Annotated in this window: 20 protein-coding genes; 4 read left to right on the forward strand and 16 right to left on the reverse strand. The window is 39.8% G+C overall.

All coding sequences use genetic code 11. The annotated features are described in order from the left end of the window. Positions 1–132: 132 nt before the first annotated feature. From murQ to ACO1DI_RS25850, 10 genes are all read right to left on the reverse strand, one after another. Complete coding sequence (murQ, locus tag ACO1DI_RS25805; protein ID WP_226556063.1) at positions 133–1,047, reverse strand: N-acetylmuramic acid 6-phosphate etherase; 915 nt, start codon at positions 1,045–1,047, stop codon at positions 133–135. A 35-nt stretch (positions 1,048–1,082) separates the two neighbouring features. After that, positions 1,083–1,976: a BadF/BadG/BcrA/BcrD ATPase family protein gene (locus ACO1DI_RS25810; RefSeq protein WP_423145731.1), complete on the reverse strand. Its 894-nt coding sequence runs from the start codon at positions 1,974–1,976 to the stop codon at positions 1,083–1,085. 4 nt (positions 1,977–1,980) lie between these two features. After that, positions 1,981–3,069: a DUF871 domain-containing protein gene (locus ACO1DI_RS25815; protein WP_226556065.1), complete on the reverse strand. Its 1,089-nt coding sequence runs from the start codon at positions 3,067–3,069 to the stop codon at positions 1,981–1,983. After that, positions 3,069–3,401 carry a PTS lactose/cellobiose transporter subunit IIA gene (locus tag ACO1DI_RS25820; protein WP_226556066.1) on the reverse strand — a complete coding sequence of 111 codons (333 nt, stop codon included), beginning with the start codon at positions 3,399–3,401 and terminating at the stop codon, positions 3,069–3,071. Before ACO1DI_RS25820 ends, ACO1DI_RS25815 begins: the two co-directional genes overlap by 1 nt. A 17-nt stretch (positions 3,402–3,418) precedes the next feature. Next, the gene (anmK, locus tag ACO1DI_RS25825; RefSeq protein WP_328575083.1) at positions 3,419–4,564 is read right to left on the reverse strand and encodes an anhydro-N-acetylmuramic acid kinase AnmK; all 1,146 of its coding nucleotides are present in this window, start codon (positions 4,562–4,564) and stop codon (positions 3,419–3,421) included. A 1-nt stretch (position 4,565) separates the two neighbouring features. Next, entirely contained in the window at positions 4,566–5,882 is a 1,317-nt protein-coding gene (locus ACO1DI_RS25830) for a 6-phospho-beta-glucosidase (RefSeq protein ID WP_140451585.1), read from the reverse strand. A gap of 16 nt (positions 5,883–5,898) precedes the next feature. Then, the gene (locus ACO1DI_RS25835; protein ID WP_115653189.1) at positions 5,899–6,165 is read right to left on the reverse strand and encodes a hypothetical protein; all 267 of its coding nucleotides are present in this window, start codon (positions 6,163–6,165) and stop codon (positions 5,899–5,901) included. 54 nt (positions 6,166–6,219) lie between these two features. After that, positions 6,220–7,521: a PTS sugar transporter subunit IIC gene (locus ACO1DI_RS25840; RefSeq protein ID WP_014461298.1), complete on the reverse strand. Its 1,302-nt coding sequence runs from the start codon at positions 7,519–7,521 to the stop codon at positions 6,220–6,222. A gap of 80 nt (positions 7,522–7,601) precedes the next feature. Beyond that, the gene (locus ACO1DI_RS25845; protein ID WP_013082023.1) at positions 7,602–7,907 is read right to left on the reverse strand and encodes a PTS sugar transporter subunit IIB; all 306 of its coding nucleotides are present in this window, start codon (positions 7,905–7,907) and stop codon (positions 7,602–7,604) included. A gap of 14 nt (positions 7,908–7,921) precedes the next feature. Then, positions 7,922–8,776 (reverse strand): MurR/RpiR family transcriptional regulator, encoded by an 855-nt coding sequence (locus ACO1DI_RS25850; protein WP_423145732.1) that lies wholly within the window; start codon positions 8,774–8,776, stop codon positions 7,922–7,924. Positions 8,777–8,992: 216 nt separating this feature from the next. Between ACO1DI_RS25850 and ACO1DI_RS25855 the strand changes: the two genes are divergently transcribed. The 3 genes from ACO1DI_RS25855 to ACO1DI_RS25865 all read left to right on the forward strand — a co-directional run bounded on the left by ACO1DI_RS25855 (position 8,993) and on the right by ACO1DI_RS25865 (position 11,449). Continuing rightward, a complete protein-coding gene (locus tag ACO1DI_RS25855) occupies positions 8,993–10,543 on the forward strand; it encodes a glycoside hydrolase family 10 protein (protein WP_014461300.1) in 1,551 nt (516 codons plus the stop codon). An 89-nt stretch (positions 10,544–10,632) separates the two neighbouring features. Beyond that, positions 10,633–11,124 carry an NUDIX hydrolase gene (locus tag ACO1DI_RS25860; protein WP_423145733.1) on the forward strand — a complete coding sequence of 164 codons (492 nt, stop codon included), beginning with the start codon at positions 10,633–10,635 and terminating at the stop codon, positions 11,122–11,124. 142 nt (positions 11,125–11,266) lie between these two features. After that, a complete protein-coding gene (locus ACO1DI_RS25865) occupies positions 11,267–11,449 on the forward strand; it encodes a CsbD family protein (RefSeq protein ID WP_014461302.1) in 183 nt (60 codons plus the stop codon). Between the two features lie 31 nt (positions 11,450–11,480). Here ACO1DI_RS25865 and ACO1DI_RS25870 read toward each other — a convergent pair whose 3' ends face one another. The 3 genes from ACO1DI_RS25870 to ACO1DI_RS25880 all read right to left on the reverse strand — a co-directional run bounded on the left by ACO1DI_RS25870 (position 11,481) and on the right by ACO1DI_RS25880 (position 13,102). Continuing rightward, positions 11,481–12,140: a haloacid dehalogenase type II gene (locus ACO1DI_RS25870; protein WP_423145734.1), complete on the reverse strand. Its 660-nt coding sequence runs from the start codon at positions 12,138–12,140 to the stop codon at positions 11,481–11,483. 128 nt (positions 12,141–12,268) lie between these two features. Continuing rightward, positions 12,269–12,742 carry a hypothetical protein gene (locus tag ACO1DI_RS25875; RefSeq protein ID WP_014461304.1) on the reverse strand — a complete coding sequence of 158 codons (474 nt, stop codon included), beginning with the start codon at positions 12,740–12,742 and terminating at the stop codon, positions 12,269–12,271. Between the two features lie 192 nt (positions 12,743–12,934). Further along, entirely contained in the window at positions 12,935–13,102 is a 168-nt protein-coding gene (locus tag ACO1DI_RS25880) for a hypothetical protein (RefSeq protein WP_014461305.1), read from the reverse strand. A 148-nt stretch (positions 13,103–13,250) separates the two neighbouring features. Between ACO1DI_RS25880 and ACO1DI_RS25885 the strand changes: the two genes are divergently transcribed. Next, positions 13,251–13,700 (forward strand): staygreen family protein, encoded by a 450-nt coding sequence (locus ACO1DI_RS25885; protein ID WP_045293206.1) that lies wholly within the window; start codon positions 13,251–13,253, stop codon positions 13,698–13,700. Positions 13,701–13,726: 26 nt separating this feature from the next. Here the strand turns inward: ACO1DI_RS25885 and ACO1DI_RS25890 are convergent, their stop codons facing one another. The 3 genes from ACO1DI_RS25890 to ACO1DI_RS25900 all read right to left on the reverse strand — a co-directional run bounded on the left by ACO1DI_RS25890 (position 13,727) and on the right by ACO1DI_RS25900 (position 17,199). Beyond that, complete coding sequence (locus ACO1DI_RS25890; RefSeq protein ID WP_423145735.1) at positions 13,727–15,289, reverse strand: gamma-glutamyltransferase family protein; 1,563 nt, start codon at positions 15,287–15,289, stop codon at positions 13,727–13,729. 123 nt (positions 15,290–15,412) lie between these two features. Further along, the gene (locus ACO1DI_RS25895) at positions 15,413–15,616 is read right to left on the reverse strand and encodes a CapE family protein (protein ID WP_014461308.1); all 204 of its coding nucleotides are present in this window, start codon (positions 15,614–15,616) and stop codon (positions 15,413–15,415) included. A 20-nt stretch (positions 15,617–15,636) separates the two neighbouring features. After that, a complete protein-coding gene (locus ACO1DI_RS25900; RefSeq protein ID WP_423145736.1) occupies positions 15,637–17,199 on the reverse strand; it encodes a gamma-glutamyltransferase family protein in 1,563 nt (520 codons plus the stop codon). Positions 17,200–17,209: the final 10 nt, after the last annotated feature.

Consider the following 17,209-nt stretch of genomic DNA (forward strand, 5'->3'; position numbering starts at 1 on the left):
AATCCTTACTATGCTTTATGCTTTTACTATACTACGGGTCTCGCAAAATGATTAGACCGAATTCACCCACATACATTGTGCAAAAAATGTACTCAACAAAAAAAGAAGTGCTGTATGCACTTCTTTTAGGGGTTAATCTTTAGTCTGCTGTTCCACTGCTTCTCCAATCGCTTTTTTTAAATGTCCGTCATGTTTATCAAGCAGCTGGTGCACTTCATCACCTTCTATAGAAGTAAGAAGCGCAAGGATAGCGGCTTTTGGTGTTTTGTATGTTTGTAAACTTTCCGCTGCCTCTTCTGATGAGACGCCTGTTAGTTCTGCAATAATATTTTTAGCACGCTGTACGAGTTTATCATTAGTCGGCTGTACGTCTACCATTAGATTGCTGTAGACTTTACCGATTTGAATCATAGAAGCGGTCGTCAGCATATTAAGAACAAGCTTTTGAGCAGTTCCGGCTTTCATTCTTGTAGAACCTGTTACAACTTCCGGCCCTGATTCTGCTACTATTGCATATTTTGCTTCTTGTTCCATAGCTGATTGAGGAGAATTTACAACGCAGCCCGTTACTGCCCCCAGGCTGTTTGCATACGCAAGCGCTGAGAGTGTATAAGGAGTTCTTCCACTTGCAGCTATCCCTACAAGAATATCTTTATTTGATAAATTAATCGCTTTCAAATCTTCTATCGCTTGTTTCTTATTATCTTCTGCTCCTTCTAACGCATGCCGGAGCGCCTTGTCTCCCCCAGCTATGATCCCAATTACTTGTTCGGCAGGTGTACCGAATGTTGGTACACATTCAGATGCATCTAACACGCCCAGCCGCCCGCTTGTACCTGCTCCGATATAAATCAGACGTCCTCCTTGTTTAAAAGCACTGACAATTTCATCTACTAACAGAGCAATAACAGGCAGCACCTTATTGATTGCCTGAGGCACTTGGTGATCTTCTTCATTAATTTTTTTTACAATTTCCAGGCTTGATAATTCATCAATGTTTAAAGTTTGCGGATTGCGTTTTTCTGTTAAGATATGATTTAAGTTCACTGTGATCCCCTGCCTTTTCCACCATCATTTTTTCTCTATTTATAATCATTCATGAACAGCTGATAAGCTCCTTTAGCAGATGATACTCGCTGTGTTGCCCACTGGATATGCTTTATTTCTTTCTCACATGCTTTTTTATAAACATCAAACACTTCTGGAATTTCCGTTAAAATGCTGCCTTTGCATGCCAGCAAGCAGCTCCCTTCAAACCGCTGTTTCTTATACAAATGAAGAGTCATGTTTGCAAGGTTCTTTCCAGCCTGTTGAAGGATGTCACTCGCTTCTTGTTTATGATTTCTTGCTTGCTGTACAACAAGCGGAGTGAGTGAAGCAACTTCTGATTTAGGAGATGAGTAGACAAACTTTTTTATGTCGTGTATAGTGTCTGCTTTTACATGTTGCAAGATTGTCTGACTAAGGCTGCTGTACGGACGGCTTTGATCATGCTCCTTCGTCAACAATATAAGTGCTTGAAGACCAATCCAATATCCGCTTCCTTCATCTCCAAGAAGGTGTCCCCACCCTCCTCCGTATTCGTATACCCCGTCTTTTTTTCCAATGCTGACGGCTCCAGTTCCTGCAATGGTTAAAATCCCGTCTTTTCCATGCAGTAGTGCTTCATGTGCAATTATGGCGTCATCATATAAACCTACTTCTACTTGATAACGATTATAAAAATATCTTTTTATTTCTTCTTTGGATAATGCTTTACTTCCAGCAAGTCCTAGTGAAATGCCTTTACATGTATGACCAGCAAGCGCAGTTTTGCACGCCATAATACATTCATCAATATGAGTAATAGCCGTATTGTAATTAATGAGTAAATTGCTGTAACCGCTTTTTGAAGCAGCGAGCTTTTGACCGTCTAAGCTGTACGCAACGGCTTCTGTTTTTGTTCCGCCACCGTCGATACCGATAATATAGTCCATTTCATCACCGCTCACAAAAAGCAAATTTATCCCATGGCTGCAGTTCATTTAATAAGAAAATTTCCTCTTCTGCAATGCGCCCTACTACGTTAGTTTTCCCGGAGTTTTCCATGTCTAACAGCGCAATTTGCAGCTCTCCTTTGTACTGACCATAGAGTTCATTTTCTATTAAAATATCGCCTCTTCGAATTGGTGGAGTATGCGTAGGCTTGAATTCTTCTTTTTTATATTTTACTCGGCTTTGCGTAGAGCGAATTAAATAATCGGATACGTCTCCGCGGTAAAAATGAAACTCTTCCAGCACAATTTTCTTTTCAAGCTCAGTAATCGTATCATACAGGGTCACATTAAAGGTAAAGCGCTCTTGCTGAACAACATCACGCAGCGCCTTCATTTCTTCTTCTGATGCATAAGCATTCGCAATGATTGCACAATCAATTAATCCCGTTTTAAAAAGATGCTTAGCCTGCACGTCGATCGGAAGCGTGCGATGCATTTCAAGCGTACAAAGTCCTTCAGTAACAGGCCACGGTCCAAAAGTAGCGCTTGGTGAATTAATAAACGCTGCTGTTTCAAGGTTATGTTCTTTAAACAATGCTGAACACTTCATAAAGTGATCATACGACAATCCCGCGTATCGATGAGGATAGAAGTTGTGCGACCCCAATAGCTGTTTTCGGTTCGGTCGGTAACTTAAAATATTATCGACATACTTTGTTGCATTACTCATATTAATTTCAATTTTTAAGCCATATGGATTAAAGGTCATAATGGACTCTTCATTTCCCGTATACCCTAGATCAAGACGAATAGCATAAGCCCCTAGTTCGTGAAAGAAAGATAGATCATCATAAGAAATGCCGAGCGCTCCAAATACGCGAGGAGCGATATCAACTACTACTTCCATCTCTAGCTCATTGGCAAACTCAATAATTTCTTTAAAGTTCGCCATTACCTTTTCCTGATCGCCTTCAACAGAAAGCAAGCATGTAAAAATACGTGTAAATCCGTATTGATGCGCAAGTGCTATATACGCTTTATCTTTTTCCACGGTCGAATGTTCCGGATAAATCGCAATACCTAGCTTTTTCATTAATTTTCGCCTTCTTTTTTAAATTTTTTAATAAGCTTAATCATATGTTCAATTAATTTTTGCTCTGAAATAGCCGTCATTAAATGATCTTGTGCGTGAATTAAAAGCAGCGACTTTTCAATTGTTTTTCCGTTCAATTCACGTTGAATAAGCGCAGTTTGCGTTTTATGAGCATGACCGAGCTCTTCTTGAGACTGCTTTAAAAGTTCGTCAGCTTTATTAAAATCATAATCTTCAGCTGCTTCTAATGCTTCGTATGCCAGTGACCTAGCATTTCCTCCGTATGCAATAAGTTCAAAAATTTCATTTTCCATATTTGCTGCTTCTGTCATTTCTTCCATCCCCTTTTTTATAGTGGTACAGGCGTAATGTTTCCTAATATTACAGGAGACACGGCGCCGGTTGCACTTGGTACATTGCTTGGATAACCCGAAAGTGTTTCATTTGCGAGCACTGCGAAAGCTACGGCTTCTTTTGCTTCTGAAGACATTCCTATTTCTTCTTGTGTATACACACTGCAGCGCTTCCCTAGCTTGGCTTTAATCATATTCATCAGCGTATTGTTATAACTTCCGCCTCCTCCAATAATTACTTCGTCAATAGAATAGGCAGGAAAAATAAATGTTTCATAGTGATGTACAATGGATGATGCCGTGAACATAGTAATCGTAGCCAGCAAATCTTCTTTTTTATGTTTGCTATATTTCTCTAGCAGTCTCCTTGTGTACTGTGTACCGAACAGCTCTCTTCCCGTCGATTTAGGAGGAGAAAGCTTCATGTAATCATGATTCATACAGTCTTCTAAAAGCTCTGAAATAATAGTTCCTCCAGCTGCTAAACGCCCATTTTCATCAAATGAAATATTAAAAAGCTGCTGACATGCTTCATCTATCATCATATTTCCCGGCCCCGTATCAAAAGCTACTACCGGTATAGGAGAGTGTTTTGGAGGAATCAACGTTACATTTCCAATACCTCCAATGTTTTGAAGCAGCCTTGTACGGTCAGCGTGGCTGTACAAAATCCGTTCTGTGTGAGGAACTAGCGGAGCACCTTGCCCGCCCGCTGCCATGTCCATCACCCTGAAGTTTGCTACTACCTTCGTTTTGGTTTCATAGGCAATAACAGCGGGCTCTCCAATTTGGAGTGTAGACATCGCTGTATTTTCTAAAGCATACGGCTGATGATAAATCGTTTGCCCATGCGATCCAATGACATCTACTTGTTCCAGAGAAAACCCGGCTTCTTGGCATACTCTTTTCACTGCATCTGCAAACGCATAGCCAAGTTTAAAATTTAAGCTGCAGATCAGCTGTACATTTGAATGTTCGAGAGAAAGCGCCTGTTCAATTTCTTTTTTTAACGGCGGTGAAAACGGCATGGTAATGAACTGAAGAAGTTTAACTTTACTTTCATAGCCGCTTCCTTCAATCTCCACAAGAGCTGCATCAATTCCGTCCAGTGACGTTCCCGACATAAGTCCAACGGCATACATACTATGCTTTCACTTCCTTAAAAAAAGCGGGTAAATACTTACGATGAGCTTGAAGCAGTTCATCTAACACCGACTTAGCCAATTCGTCACTTGGAACAAGCGGATTAATCGTAAGTGCAACCAGTGCTTTTTCGTAAGATCCTGTAACCGCAGCTTCTGCTCCTACTCGTTCAAACGATTTAATTTGCTGTACCAGTCCATTCACTTCTACAGGAAGTTCACCGACAGCGAGTGGGACTGGTCCTTGCTTTGTTACCACGCAGTTTACTTCAACCGCAGATTCGTTTGGGAGTGAGGAAATAGCGCCATTGTTTTTTACATTTAATGTTTGGATATCACCTTTATCGTTATAAATGGATGAAATTAAATTACATGCGGCATCGCTGTAGTAAGCGCCTCCTCGTTTTTCTAGCTGCGGAGGCTTAATTTCTAGATTTGGATTTTTGTAGAGTTCAAAAAGCTCTCCTTCCAGTACTTTGACCACTTCAGCGCGCGTAGTACCTGACTGAAAGGCCACAAGCTCTTCTTCTAATATTTCTTTTGTTTTGTAGTAATAGCGGTGATAAGGACATAAAATCACGCCAAGAGCTTCCAAAAAGTCTGGTTGCCATGGAATAGGAGCTATGTTTCTCATTGTTACTTGGGACTTTGGATCACTTAAACGCTGAATGACTTCTTGCGTTACTTCCTTTCCTTTTGCATACACGTGCAGCCCATATACCAAGTGATTTAACCCTGCAAATTCAATGTGAACATCTTCTTTTTCGATTTGAAGCAAGCTGGCGATTGAGTTTGTCATATGTACAGGCAGGTTACAGACTCCTACTACTTTAGAATGCTTTCCGTAGCGAAGCAGCGCCTCCGTTACCATGCCAGCAGGATTTGTAAAATTAATAAGCCAGGCGTTTGGACAAATTTCGTGTATTTCCTCGGCAATTTTCAACAAAACCGGGATTGTTCGCAAGCCCTTAAATAACCCTCCTGCCCCGTTTGTCTCTTGACCAATCATTCCGTACTTAAGAGGAATACGTTCATCATGAATACGCGCATCAAGCTGGCCTACTCTAAGCTGTGTCGTTACAAAATCAGCATTCATTAACGCTTTTTTTCGATCAAGCGTTAAATGAATTTCCATATCAACACCTGCTTTTTTGACCATTCTTCTAGCAAGTGCTCCTACAATTTCAAGCTTCTCTTTTCCTTCTTCAACATCTACAAGCCATAGCTCTCGAATTGGAAGCTCATTATATCGTTTAATAAACCCTTCGACCAATTCCGGTGTATAGCTTGATCCTCCCCCTATTGTCACTACTTTCATTTTTTGACCCTCCTTGTTAAAAAACGGCTAAATATGTAACGGCTGTGCACCCTGCCCCTAGCAAAACAAAGCGTATACAAACAGCGGTTTTAGATAAAGCTGCGGTTGAAAGCCGAATAGAAATAAATGTTGTAAGCAAAGCTGCTGACAGACTTGTAATGACAAATAAACTATGCTGTGCTGACAAACCAGCATACTGCAGCAGAGGTGTAAAAATAACGTTACAAAGAACCATGGTTAATAGAAATAAAAACACTGTTTTATAACGAAACCGAACAAACATTGACCCTCACTCCTATTAAAGAGATAGAAGCCAAACAAGTTGGCTTCTCTTTCTTTACATTTGAACTGAACTATCGGATGGTGTAACCGTTGCTTCATCGCTTTTTTCCATTTCAACCATTTTTCGGTCGTACATTTTAAAGAACGGAAGATAAATGACAACAGAAATAGCAATATTGATAACGACTAGCACAACCGCCCGCCAGTCTCCTCCGGTTGATAGATAAGCTCCGATTGGCGCCGGTAGCGTCCAAGGAACCATTACGTAGGTTGGAGTAATAAGACCTGTCGCCGTTGCTGCATACGAAATAATCGTTGTAATAATTGGGATGATGATAAATGGAATAATTAAAATAGGATTTAAGACAATTGGCAGACCGAAAATAATTGGTTCATTAATATTAAAAACCGCTGGAATAAAAGATGTTCTAGAAAGCGCTTTCGAATACTTAGATTTTGAGAAAAACAGCATCGCTAAAACAAGGCCCAGCGTTGCTCCAGATCCTCCAATCCACACAAACCACTGAAAGAACGTTTCAGGTGCAATATACGGAAGTGTGGAAGCTCCGTCTGCCACCGCTTCAGCATTTTTCGCTAAGTACACTTCCCATACAGGCCGTGCCACTGTCCCAACAACAGAGACGCCGTGTATTCCAAATGACCAGAAAAACGTAATTAAGAAAACCGGTATTAACACTCCTGCTAAACTATCTCCGGCTTCCACAAGCGGAGCAACTAGTTTATCAACTAAATGGTGAAGATCGATACCTAAAACAATCGTAATAATCGTCATAAGTACAACAACAATCGCAACCGGTATTAGTGCTTCGAAAGACCTCGATACCGAAGGCGGCACTTGTTCCGGCATTTTAATGGTGACATTTTTTGCTTTACAAAACCTGAGAATCTCGACCGATAAAATCGATACAATCATCGTTACAAATAAACCGTGACCTCCCAGATTGGCCATTGGAAGCATAAACCCTTCTTCTTCAATCAGCTTTGGAGTCAGCGTAAGAAGTAGTGCAGCTACTGCAATTTGTGCTCCTGACAGCGGATCGAGATTATAGCTTTTGGACAAGTTATACCCTATCCCAAAGGCTATATATAAAGACATAATAAACATCGTTACTCGATACGGTATTAAAATGTTGGCGCTGTTGTCAGCTGCCCATTTCGCAATTGTGCTATCTTGAGGCACAGGCGGAAATGCTAGAATCAAGAAAAAACTTCCGATAATGATAAACGGCAAAGCGGAAATAACACCATCACGAATGGCTTGAAGATGCCGCTGTTCTGATAACCTGGCCATGGGTCCCGATAAATTGTTCTCTAAAAACGACACAAATTTGCTCATATACCCTTTCCCCCTCTATATTCTCCCCTTGTGTAATAAATCCCCTATTTATTTAAAAAGCAGGAATACACCTGCTTTCCTCAGCTAACGAGCTGTTGAACCGTTTTATAAAGCGTCGGACCTCCAAGCGGCGTATAAGCCTGCGGCGGAATGGGCCCGCATGGAACAGAAGCTTTATCCGCTTCCGCTTTCACTGCGTTAAACCGGTGACGAATCTGCGGTGCAACCATTACAACGTCCCAGCCCTTTTGAATTTCCTCTGCCACTTCATTTGTCCCAATTGCCAGCACTTCCATATCCGTTCCGTGCTTTTGTGCTTCCGTTTTTAATGCTTTTACCACAATTGAACTTGACATTCCTCCAGAACATACAAACAATACCTTCATGTTCTCGTTTCCCCCTACCTCTTTATTTTTTGAATTACATTATGTGTATCGATTATGCGTTCAAACACTTGATTGCCTTTTTGAATACATAACCGTATAAACATCGCATCTACAATGGCTAACTGAGCAATACGAGCGCTCATCGTTCCAATTCGAATATGCTGCTCTTCTACTGAAATAGTCAGCAGAATATCAGCTAATCTAGAAGCTGGCGATGAGCCGTGCTGCGTTAGCAAAATAACCGCTGCTCCTTTATCTTTGGCTATTTGCATCAGTTCCACCACTTCTTTTGTTTGACCAGAAGTTGATACTACAAACAGCACATCATCTTTTGTCATATTCGTAGCCATCACCATTTGAACATGACTGTCTAATGAAAACAGCGCTGAAATATCAATTCGAAGCAGTTTATACTGAGCATCTAGTGCAACCACTGATGACCCTCCTGCTCCGTATAAAAACACTCGTTTCGCTCCATGAATAGCTTCCGCAGCTGCATCAATTGCAGAAGAGCTCACTAATCGACTTGTGTTCACCAGTGCGCTCATACTTTTGCTCATGACTTTTTCAAGCACAGCTTCGGTATCGTCTTCAAAATTAACCGGAAGATTCGGCAGCTGCTCGTTATTCACCTTATGGGCATCTTTTGCTAATTCAATCTTTAATTCTTTAAAACTATTGATCCCTACACGCTGACAAAAGCGGATAATCGTAGCTTCGCTGCACTGACACTGCTTAGCTAGCTGTTTGGTCGTTAAGTTCAACGTGGTCGTAGGATTTTCTAACACGTAATCAGCTACTCTTCCTTCAGCAGGACTGTAATGATTCATTTGTGCATCGATTAAAGTAAGTACGGAAAATTGGCGCATGAATTCCTCCATCGTTAAGTAACGTATTTCTAAAATATTCTTTAAATTACCATTATTATATTTTTTCTGAAGTTTAATTTCAATATTTTTCTGATATTTTTAAAACTTTATTTTATTTTTCAGAATATTTTATTAAAATCTATTGTGAATATAACGACCGCATGCTATATTATGAAAGAAATTTTATCTCAACCAAAAAAAGAAGGAGGAACGAACATGCATATTAAAAAATGGGTTGGAGGCATCTTGTTTTTACTGCTGTTTTGTTCGAGCACATTACCTGCTAAAGCAGACGTACCTACTACGTATCAAAAACGGGAGCTTCGAGCGGCTTGGATTGCAAGCGTATACAATATTGACTGGCCTTCTCAGCCTGGTCTTCCCGTTGAGCAGCAGAAAAAAGAGTTTACTTATTTGCTAGATGAAGTACAAAAGATGGGGATGAATGCTGTGGTCGTTCAGATTAAACCTACCGCTGATTCCTTTTATCCCTCAAAATATGGCCCGTGGTCAGAATATTTAACCGGTACACAAGGAAAAAATCCCGGCTACGATCCTCTGGCTTTTATGGTGGAGGAAGCACACAAGCGCAACTTAGAATTCCACGCATGGTTTAATCCTTACCGTATTACAATGAATCATACCGATTTAAACAAACTTGCCGATAATCATCCTGCCAAACAACATCCTGATTGGGTCGTCTCCTACGGAAAACAACTCTACTACAACCCAGGTATTCCAGAAGTGAAAAATTTTATTATTGAAGAAGTGCTCGAAGTCGTAAGAAACTATGATATTGATGCTGTTCATATGGACGACTATTTTTATCCTTACAAAATTGCAGGTCAAACGTTTCCAGATCAAAAAACATATGAAACCTACGGTGCTCAAACGTTTTCGAATATTGAAGACTGGCGACGTGACAATGTTAACCAGCTTGTTCGAGATTTAAATACGTCTATTAAAAAAACAAAATCATACGTGAAGTTTGGCATCAGTCCGTTCGGCGTATGGCGAAACATCGCTAATGATCCAACCGGCTCTGAGACGACTGCTGGACAAACAAACTACGATGATTTGTATGCAGATACGCGTACATGGATTCAAAATGGATACATTGATTACATCACTCCGCAAATTTATTGGAATATCGGATTTGAACCCGCTGCTTACGATACGCTGCTCAACTGGTGGAGAGATGAAGTTCGCGGAAAGCCAGTCCACCTCTATATTGGACAAGCTGCTTACAAAATTAATAACAACGCAGTGGAAGCTTGGTCTGATCCCGATGAGTATCCAAGGCAAATTGCTCTGAATCACCAGTTTCCAGAAGTACAGGGGAGCATGCATTTTAGCCTGAAAGATTTGAACCGAAACCCGCTAGGAATAAAGGACAAGCTGCAAAACGATATTTATAAACATCCTGCTCTTATTCCGTCAATGCCTTGGCTTGATGATACGGCTCCAAAAGCACCAAAATTAAAAAACGCGGGCCCTCATACAAAAGAAGCAGCGTTTGAAATTCGAGATCACCAGCAGAATGATTCCGCATATTATGCCATTTATCGCTTCCAAGGCAATAAAAAAGGCGATATTAACAACGCAGAAAACTTGCTGACAACCGTTCGAAAAACAGGAGAAAAACAATTGTTTGTAGATCAAAACGCACTCAAAAATCAAACATACACATATGTTGTAACCTCTGTTGACCGTTTGCATAACGAAAGTGCTGTTTCCCGTACACTTACTGTAAAAGCATCTCATTAAAAAAGGTTCTATAGCAAAATGTATGGTAGGATAAAGAAATCAAATGATGCTTTATCAAGCCATTCTGTTATAGAAAGTAGTGAAAAAAGATGGAAGCAAACTATGATCGCGCCTTTGGCGTATATGGAATTTGTATGCGAGATGACAAGCTGCTTGTTATTCGAAAAAATAGAGGCCCCTATATTCATCGCTTTGATTTGCCAGGCGGACAGCTAGAACACGGCGAAACATTAACAGATGCGATGAAAAGAGAATTTAGTGAAGAAACAGGCTTTGAAATTACTATTATTTCTCAAGCGGGTACAACGGATTTTCAGTATCCCTGTAAGTGGAAAGAATTTACCCATGTACATCACATTGCCGTTTTTTATCACGTAGACATTGCCGGCGGTGAGCTTGTTTCCAACCCCGTCCAGTTTGAAGGACAAGATTCTTTAGAAGCATTGTGGATCGCACCGCAGGAACTTAACATTGATAATGCTTCTCCTCTTGTTCTAAAAGCAGTGGAATCTTTAAGCTTATTATCATGGCCTTATCAATCTCAGATTTATGATGAATGGGAACTTAAAACCTCCGAATGATGATAGTGACTAAACAGTACTTCTTGAATATGGCAGGCTTAGCTTCTGTTTAAGGCCAAAATCAGAAAATATGTTTAATTTCTTTCTAATGGTGGAATAGACAAGTAACACTACTTAATCACTAATAGAAAGGAAGATTAAAATGAGTAAAGGTTTAGGAGATAAAGTTAAAGGAAATGTATCAAAAGCTAAAGGTGAAGTAAAAGATCAAGTCGGAAATGCAACGAATAACCGCGACCTTCAGCGTGAAGGAAAAGCTGAGAAAGCAAAAGGAAATGCTCAAAAAGCAGTAGGCGAAACAAAAGATACATTTAGCAATAAATAAAAAAAGGACGAGCTTAATGCTCGTTCTTTTTTTATTTAATAAGCTGATTTAAGCTTTTAATGATTACGTTTGGCTGCAACTCTTTATGCTCAGCTACATTTTCTTTTCGGTTAACCCAAGCCGCTGCGAACCCGTAGTTTTTAGCACCGGCAATATCCCATGTATTCGATGACAGAAACAATACTTCTTCTCTTTTTGCATTCATTTTATTTTTTGCATAATGATAGCTTGCCATTGTAGGCTTGTACTGTTTGATTTCGTCTATGGAAATAACATCTTCAAATAAATGATTCATATTGTGATAAGAAACAAGCGGATCAATCATGTGCTTAGGACCATTCGTAAAAATAGCCAGACGATATCCTTTTTCTTTTAAATAGGCGAGCACCTCTTTGACCTCATCGTAGACATTCAGCTTCATGTAAGCACTCATCAGCATTTTTTCTTCATGTTCCGTTAAATCAATATCATTTGCTTCTGCTGCATATTTCAGGGATTGATTTGTTAATGTATAAAAGTCAACGTATCGTCCCATCAGCTGATATTGCATTGCATATTCAATTTGCTTCAAACGCCATAAATGGCTAATACTTTCTCCTCGTTCCGGATACAGCTTATCACACGTTTCAATAACGGTATGTACATCAAACAGTGTTCCATATGCATCAAATAAAATCGTTTTAAATTTCATCTGTGTTCGCCTCCTTCTTTCATTTTACCCACTCGTAAAAAAACATAACGTTTTTTCTGTTAAAAAAGAGGCATATTACCAGCTGAGGTATGCTCATTTCTTATGAAGATAAAAAACAGCAGGCTCTCCTACTGTTTATAATCCCACACGACTTTCCATTCTCCTTTTTCACGAACAGCATACACTTTCTGCACCAAATCAAAGTTTCCATATTTCCCTTTATACGTTTGGATAACGGTCATTTCGTAAACAACAGGAAACGCTTTACGATCATTTTCCATCTTCCAGCTCTTTCTTTTTTCAACATCTTCAATGGAATACGTAAAAGTGTCTACTCCGAAATGATTGAGAAATACGTGTGCTCGATCTTGTATGTATGCACCTTTTGTCCACTTCTTTTTCATGGACGAATGAAAAAGGTTCCATGATTCCGAAAAGTTCCCTTCCTGTTCTAGCGTATAAAATTCTTTTACAGCAGATTTGGCTTGATGACTCGGAGAAAAGAATGTAAATTGAAATATCCAAACTCCCAGCGCAATCACAGCAAGAAACACAGCTACTCCTAAACTTCGCTTCAAAAGCAGTGTTTTTTTTCGATACAAGTAAAAAGCCCCTTTATCAAAAATGCAGTATACAACAGCTTATTCAATATCAGGGCTTTTTAGTATTGCCGGACTAAACTTATCCGGCATATCTTTAAAAAAGGGATTGAGACATAAACATAAAAGATCCGAACGATTCATCGTTCGGATCTTCCTTCAACTAAAATACGTTTGTCACAGTCTCTTTCTGCGCTATACAATGTGAAAAGCCATTTGCATGGCTGCTAAAAAGCCCACGAACACAAGGCCCGTCACGAGACCCTCTTTCCAATCTGGCCGGTCCCCTCGAACAAATTTAGCAATATCATACGATAGCATGGCTGCTAAAAAAATCGTTAAAACAATATACAGCGGCTCCATCTTCTATCACCCACTATTTCTTTTCTTCAGTGTAACAACTTTTTCATAAGTATGCATGTAAGAAAAGCAGCTTAAAATTCTTGACGAATGTGTGAAATTTCTCTTTTTTATGCATAAACTACTTAAAAGCGTGAAAGGAAGATGCCCTTTGTCTGCTTTTAATCCTCAGCAATTTAGCGTCACATACCGGCAAGGAAGCACGCCCACCTTTCCTTTTATTGGGCGACGCTATACGCTCACACATTCTGAACAAACAGACGATTTATTTCTTTGGATCGACGAAAAGTTTGCTGTTGATCAATTAAATGAGCAGCGAAATGAGCTTTTTGCCGAATGGCTCCACAAAGACGGTGTTGATACGCTGTATGTATACGTATTTATTGGAAATGAACAGACGGAAAAGTCTGTGCAAGCCATACGTTATGCTATTTTCAAACAAGAAATGCCTTACTTACTAAAAGCATTGCGCTACGGTGATGCCACCTTTTTCAACGCTCACCCTGCTTTAGATCGTTCCCCCATTTACGTACATTTTCATTCCAGTGACAAAGAATTTCATTCCATTCGATATTTTCAAACGCCTTCTCACTATGCCTAAGCATATGAGAAGGGGTCTTTACTTAGTTAATCTCCTGTTTTCCAAACCCCATTTCTTCTAGGGTCTCCCGCTCCTTCCATTTGTTTATCTTGAAAATTAATGATTAACGCTTGGATACCTCCATAAAAGACGTCGCTTTCCTTTGTTTCTATTCGAAACGCAGAAGGAATATTTTTTGTATTTAAATCGGGCTCTACATAAATAGTCGAATCGTCAAAAATAAATCGCGGTTCGTTTACAGCTTCTTGAAGCGGTTCATTTCCTGCGAGGTTTTTAGACAGTACCTGAGTTAAAATTTGAGGAATCCGCGTTCCGCCCGGAGAACCTATTCCCATCGCCCACTCGCCTTTTTCTCTTATAATAGTTGGAGCCGTAAAGGTTCTTGCTCTTTTTCCTGGCTCGCGATTATTCGGTTCTTTGCTTCCAAACGTATCAGCATTGTTATTAAGAAAAAATCCGTCAACTTGTTCGCCTGTACCAAAGAAGTTACTTAACGTATTGGTTGTAGATACGACGGTTCCTTCTGAATCAATAACTACAAAATGTGTTGTACTTTCGTGTTCTTCATCGCCTTCACCTGAAGAGCGTGTCGGGTGATTGACCAAGTTTGTGATATAATCATCACTAACTAACTCACTTGAGTTTTGATTATGAAAGTCAGGATCGCCGATTTGTTTTAACCGGTCGGAGTAAGCTGCTTTTTTAATTCTGTTCATCGTTTCGTAATAGTCTTTGTCAGGCATTGTTTCAAGATTTTCTTTCTCTGCCATTTTTAACATTTGAATCAGCGTAATTCCAGAAAAAGGCGGAGGCGCCGAAATAACTTCCGTTCCATTGTAAGCAGAAACGACAGGCTTGGTTTCTGTCACTTGATAGGAAGATAGGTCTTTTTTAGAAATAGGCGTTGCATCAGCAAGATCTTGTGCCAAATCCCCTTTATAAAAAGCAGATGCACCTTCTCGCTGAATTTTGATTAGCGTTTTAGCAAGCACTGGCTGCGACAGCGTTTCTCCTTCTTCGATTGCTTCTCCCTTCGGATAAAAAGCAGATAGATCATCCACATCCATCCTTCCTCTAGAATAATACAATCGCGAAGATAAAAGAGAGTCTACTTCAAACCCTTTTTCAGCGTATTCAACAGCCGGCTGAATTAAATCACTCATTGATTTTGTGCCATACTTCTGCTGAATATACTCCATACCAGCAACAAATCCCGGCACGCCGTTTTTACCGCTCATAGAAGTTGGAGCGGTTTCCCGGTAATCGATAAAGGTAGCAGGCTGATCTTTTTTAGCAATCAGCATACCTCCACCTCCGCCAATTCCGGATCCAAAAGGTTCGACTACATTGAGGGCATACGAAATAGCAATGGCCGCATCTACTGCATTCCCGCCTTCTTTTAATACGTCCATCCCTACATTTGCTGCCAGAGAATTAGAAGAGCTCACACCATAAGAATGATTATTATTTTTTTTAAGCAGCTTTTCAGGACTAAGGTCTGTACTTGATTGAGTCATAAAGAAAACGGCTATAACGCCGATTAACAACAAAACAGCAACAATATTAAATAATAGTAATTTTTTATTCACACATTCCCCTCCATTTTTACTCATATGTATATTTTGTGAAGCGCTTTCATTTTTATCCATAAAATACATTGAACACAAAAAAGACATCGCCCCGGACGATGCCTTTTTATTACTATATATGTTTTATTTCCCAGACGCTGCTGCAGCATCATTTACTGCATCTGTAGCAGCTGATTTTGTTTGTTCAATCATTTTTACGTTATTTTCAATTTTTTGCTGTTCATCCGTTGAAAGAGTAGCTGGATGTTTTAAAGCTCCAAGTCCTGCTACTACTCCTGCTACAATAGCAATTGGTCCTACAATCCCTACGATTCGTTTTGCGATCATTTTCTATTCCTCCAATTAAGTTAGTCTGTACTTTTTTCCCATAAACCGTGGCGGCGCGGATCAGCGTCACCTTGAATTTTGTTTTTCTTTAAGTCTTTCACAAGTGCTTGAACGCCTCCGTAAAACATCGCGTTATCATTGTTTTTTAAGTCATAGCCGTACGTTTTTAAACCATCTTTAGTTGACTGTTTAAGCTTAGCTTCTGAATAAAACTTATGAGAATCAAAAATGACACGCTTGTTTTCTACTGCGTTTTTAATGGAATCTTTGTCTTCAAAATAATCCCCAATTACTTGCGTTAATACTTGAGGAATGCGATTTCCTCCCGGTGTGCCAATGGACATTACCCATTCATCACCTTCACGAATAATGGTAGGGGCTGTAAATGTTCTTGGACGCTTACCAGGTTGACGCTTATTAATTCCTTCTCCAAACGTATTGAGCGTATTATTTAAAAAGAATCCATCTACATATTCACCGCTGCCGAAGAAATTACTCAGCGTATTTGTTGTTGATACAACGGTTCCATCACCGTCCATAACAACAAAATGAGTGGTACTTTCATGTTCTTCGACGTCGCTTACTTTGGTGTGATCTGTTTCAGTATTATTTAATTTATTACGAAGTAAATGCACGTAATGATCGTCGATCCAATCATTTGGCGTTTCTTTTATAAAAGCCGGATCAGCAATTTTTTTCAAGCGGTCTTGATAAGCTACTTTTGAAATTTGACCAAGAAAATGATAATAAAGACTAGGATGCGATTCCTTCAGCTTCCAAATATCTTCTTGATCCGTCATTTTTAACATTTGAATGAGCGTAGCACCGGCAAAAGGAGGAGGTGCTGAAATAATTTGATGACCTTTATAATTCGTCGATAGAGGTTTGCGCTCAACAGGCGCATACTTTCGCAAGTCTTTGTGACTTACTTTTGTTTCTTCTGTAATATCGTCTGCAATTTCCCCTCTATAAAAAGCATTTGGTCCTTCTTCCTTAATCTTTTGCAGCGTGTTCGCTAATTCATGCTGTTTGGCAATTTCACCTGTGTTAATGGCGTCCTTATCTGGATAAAAGCTAGGAATTTCATCTTCATTCACATTATCTTTGTATGAAACCAGCCTATCGTGCAAATCTTTGTCCACTTTATACCCATTCTCAGCATAGTTAAGGGCCGGGTCGATTAGTTTGCTCATCGACATAGATCCGTAGTGGTGCTGAATATAATCCATACCAGCAACGAACCCTGGTACGCCAATCTCATCTTCTTTATCATTCTTAGGTGCAATTTCTCGGTAGTCAATAAATGTTGGAGAGGCATCTGCTGGATCAATCAGCATTCCGCCGCCTCCCCCAAGTCCTGATCCGTACGGTTCCACAACACCAAGCGTGTAGGAAATGGCGATAGCTGCATCAACTGCTGTACCGCCTTGTTTAAGGATTTCCATACCTACTTTTGTGGCGCGAGGATCTGAAGTACTTACTGCATATTCTTGTTTTGGAAACATAAATTGATAAACACATACACCTACTATGAGTGAAAAGATGACAATGGAAACAATAATCGTATTACGTTTATTTATCATCTTTTACCTC

Origin of the sequence: Priestia sp. 40, assembly GCF_049368575.1 — a bacterium.
In the GTDB taxonomy this organism is placed as follows: domain Bacteria; phylum Bacillota; class Bacilli; order Bacillales; family Bacillaceae_H; genus Priestia; species Priestia zanthoxyli.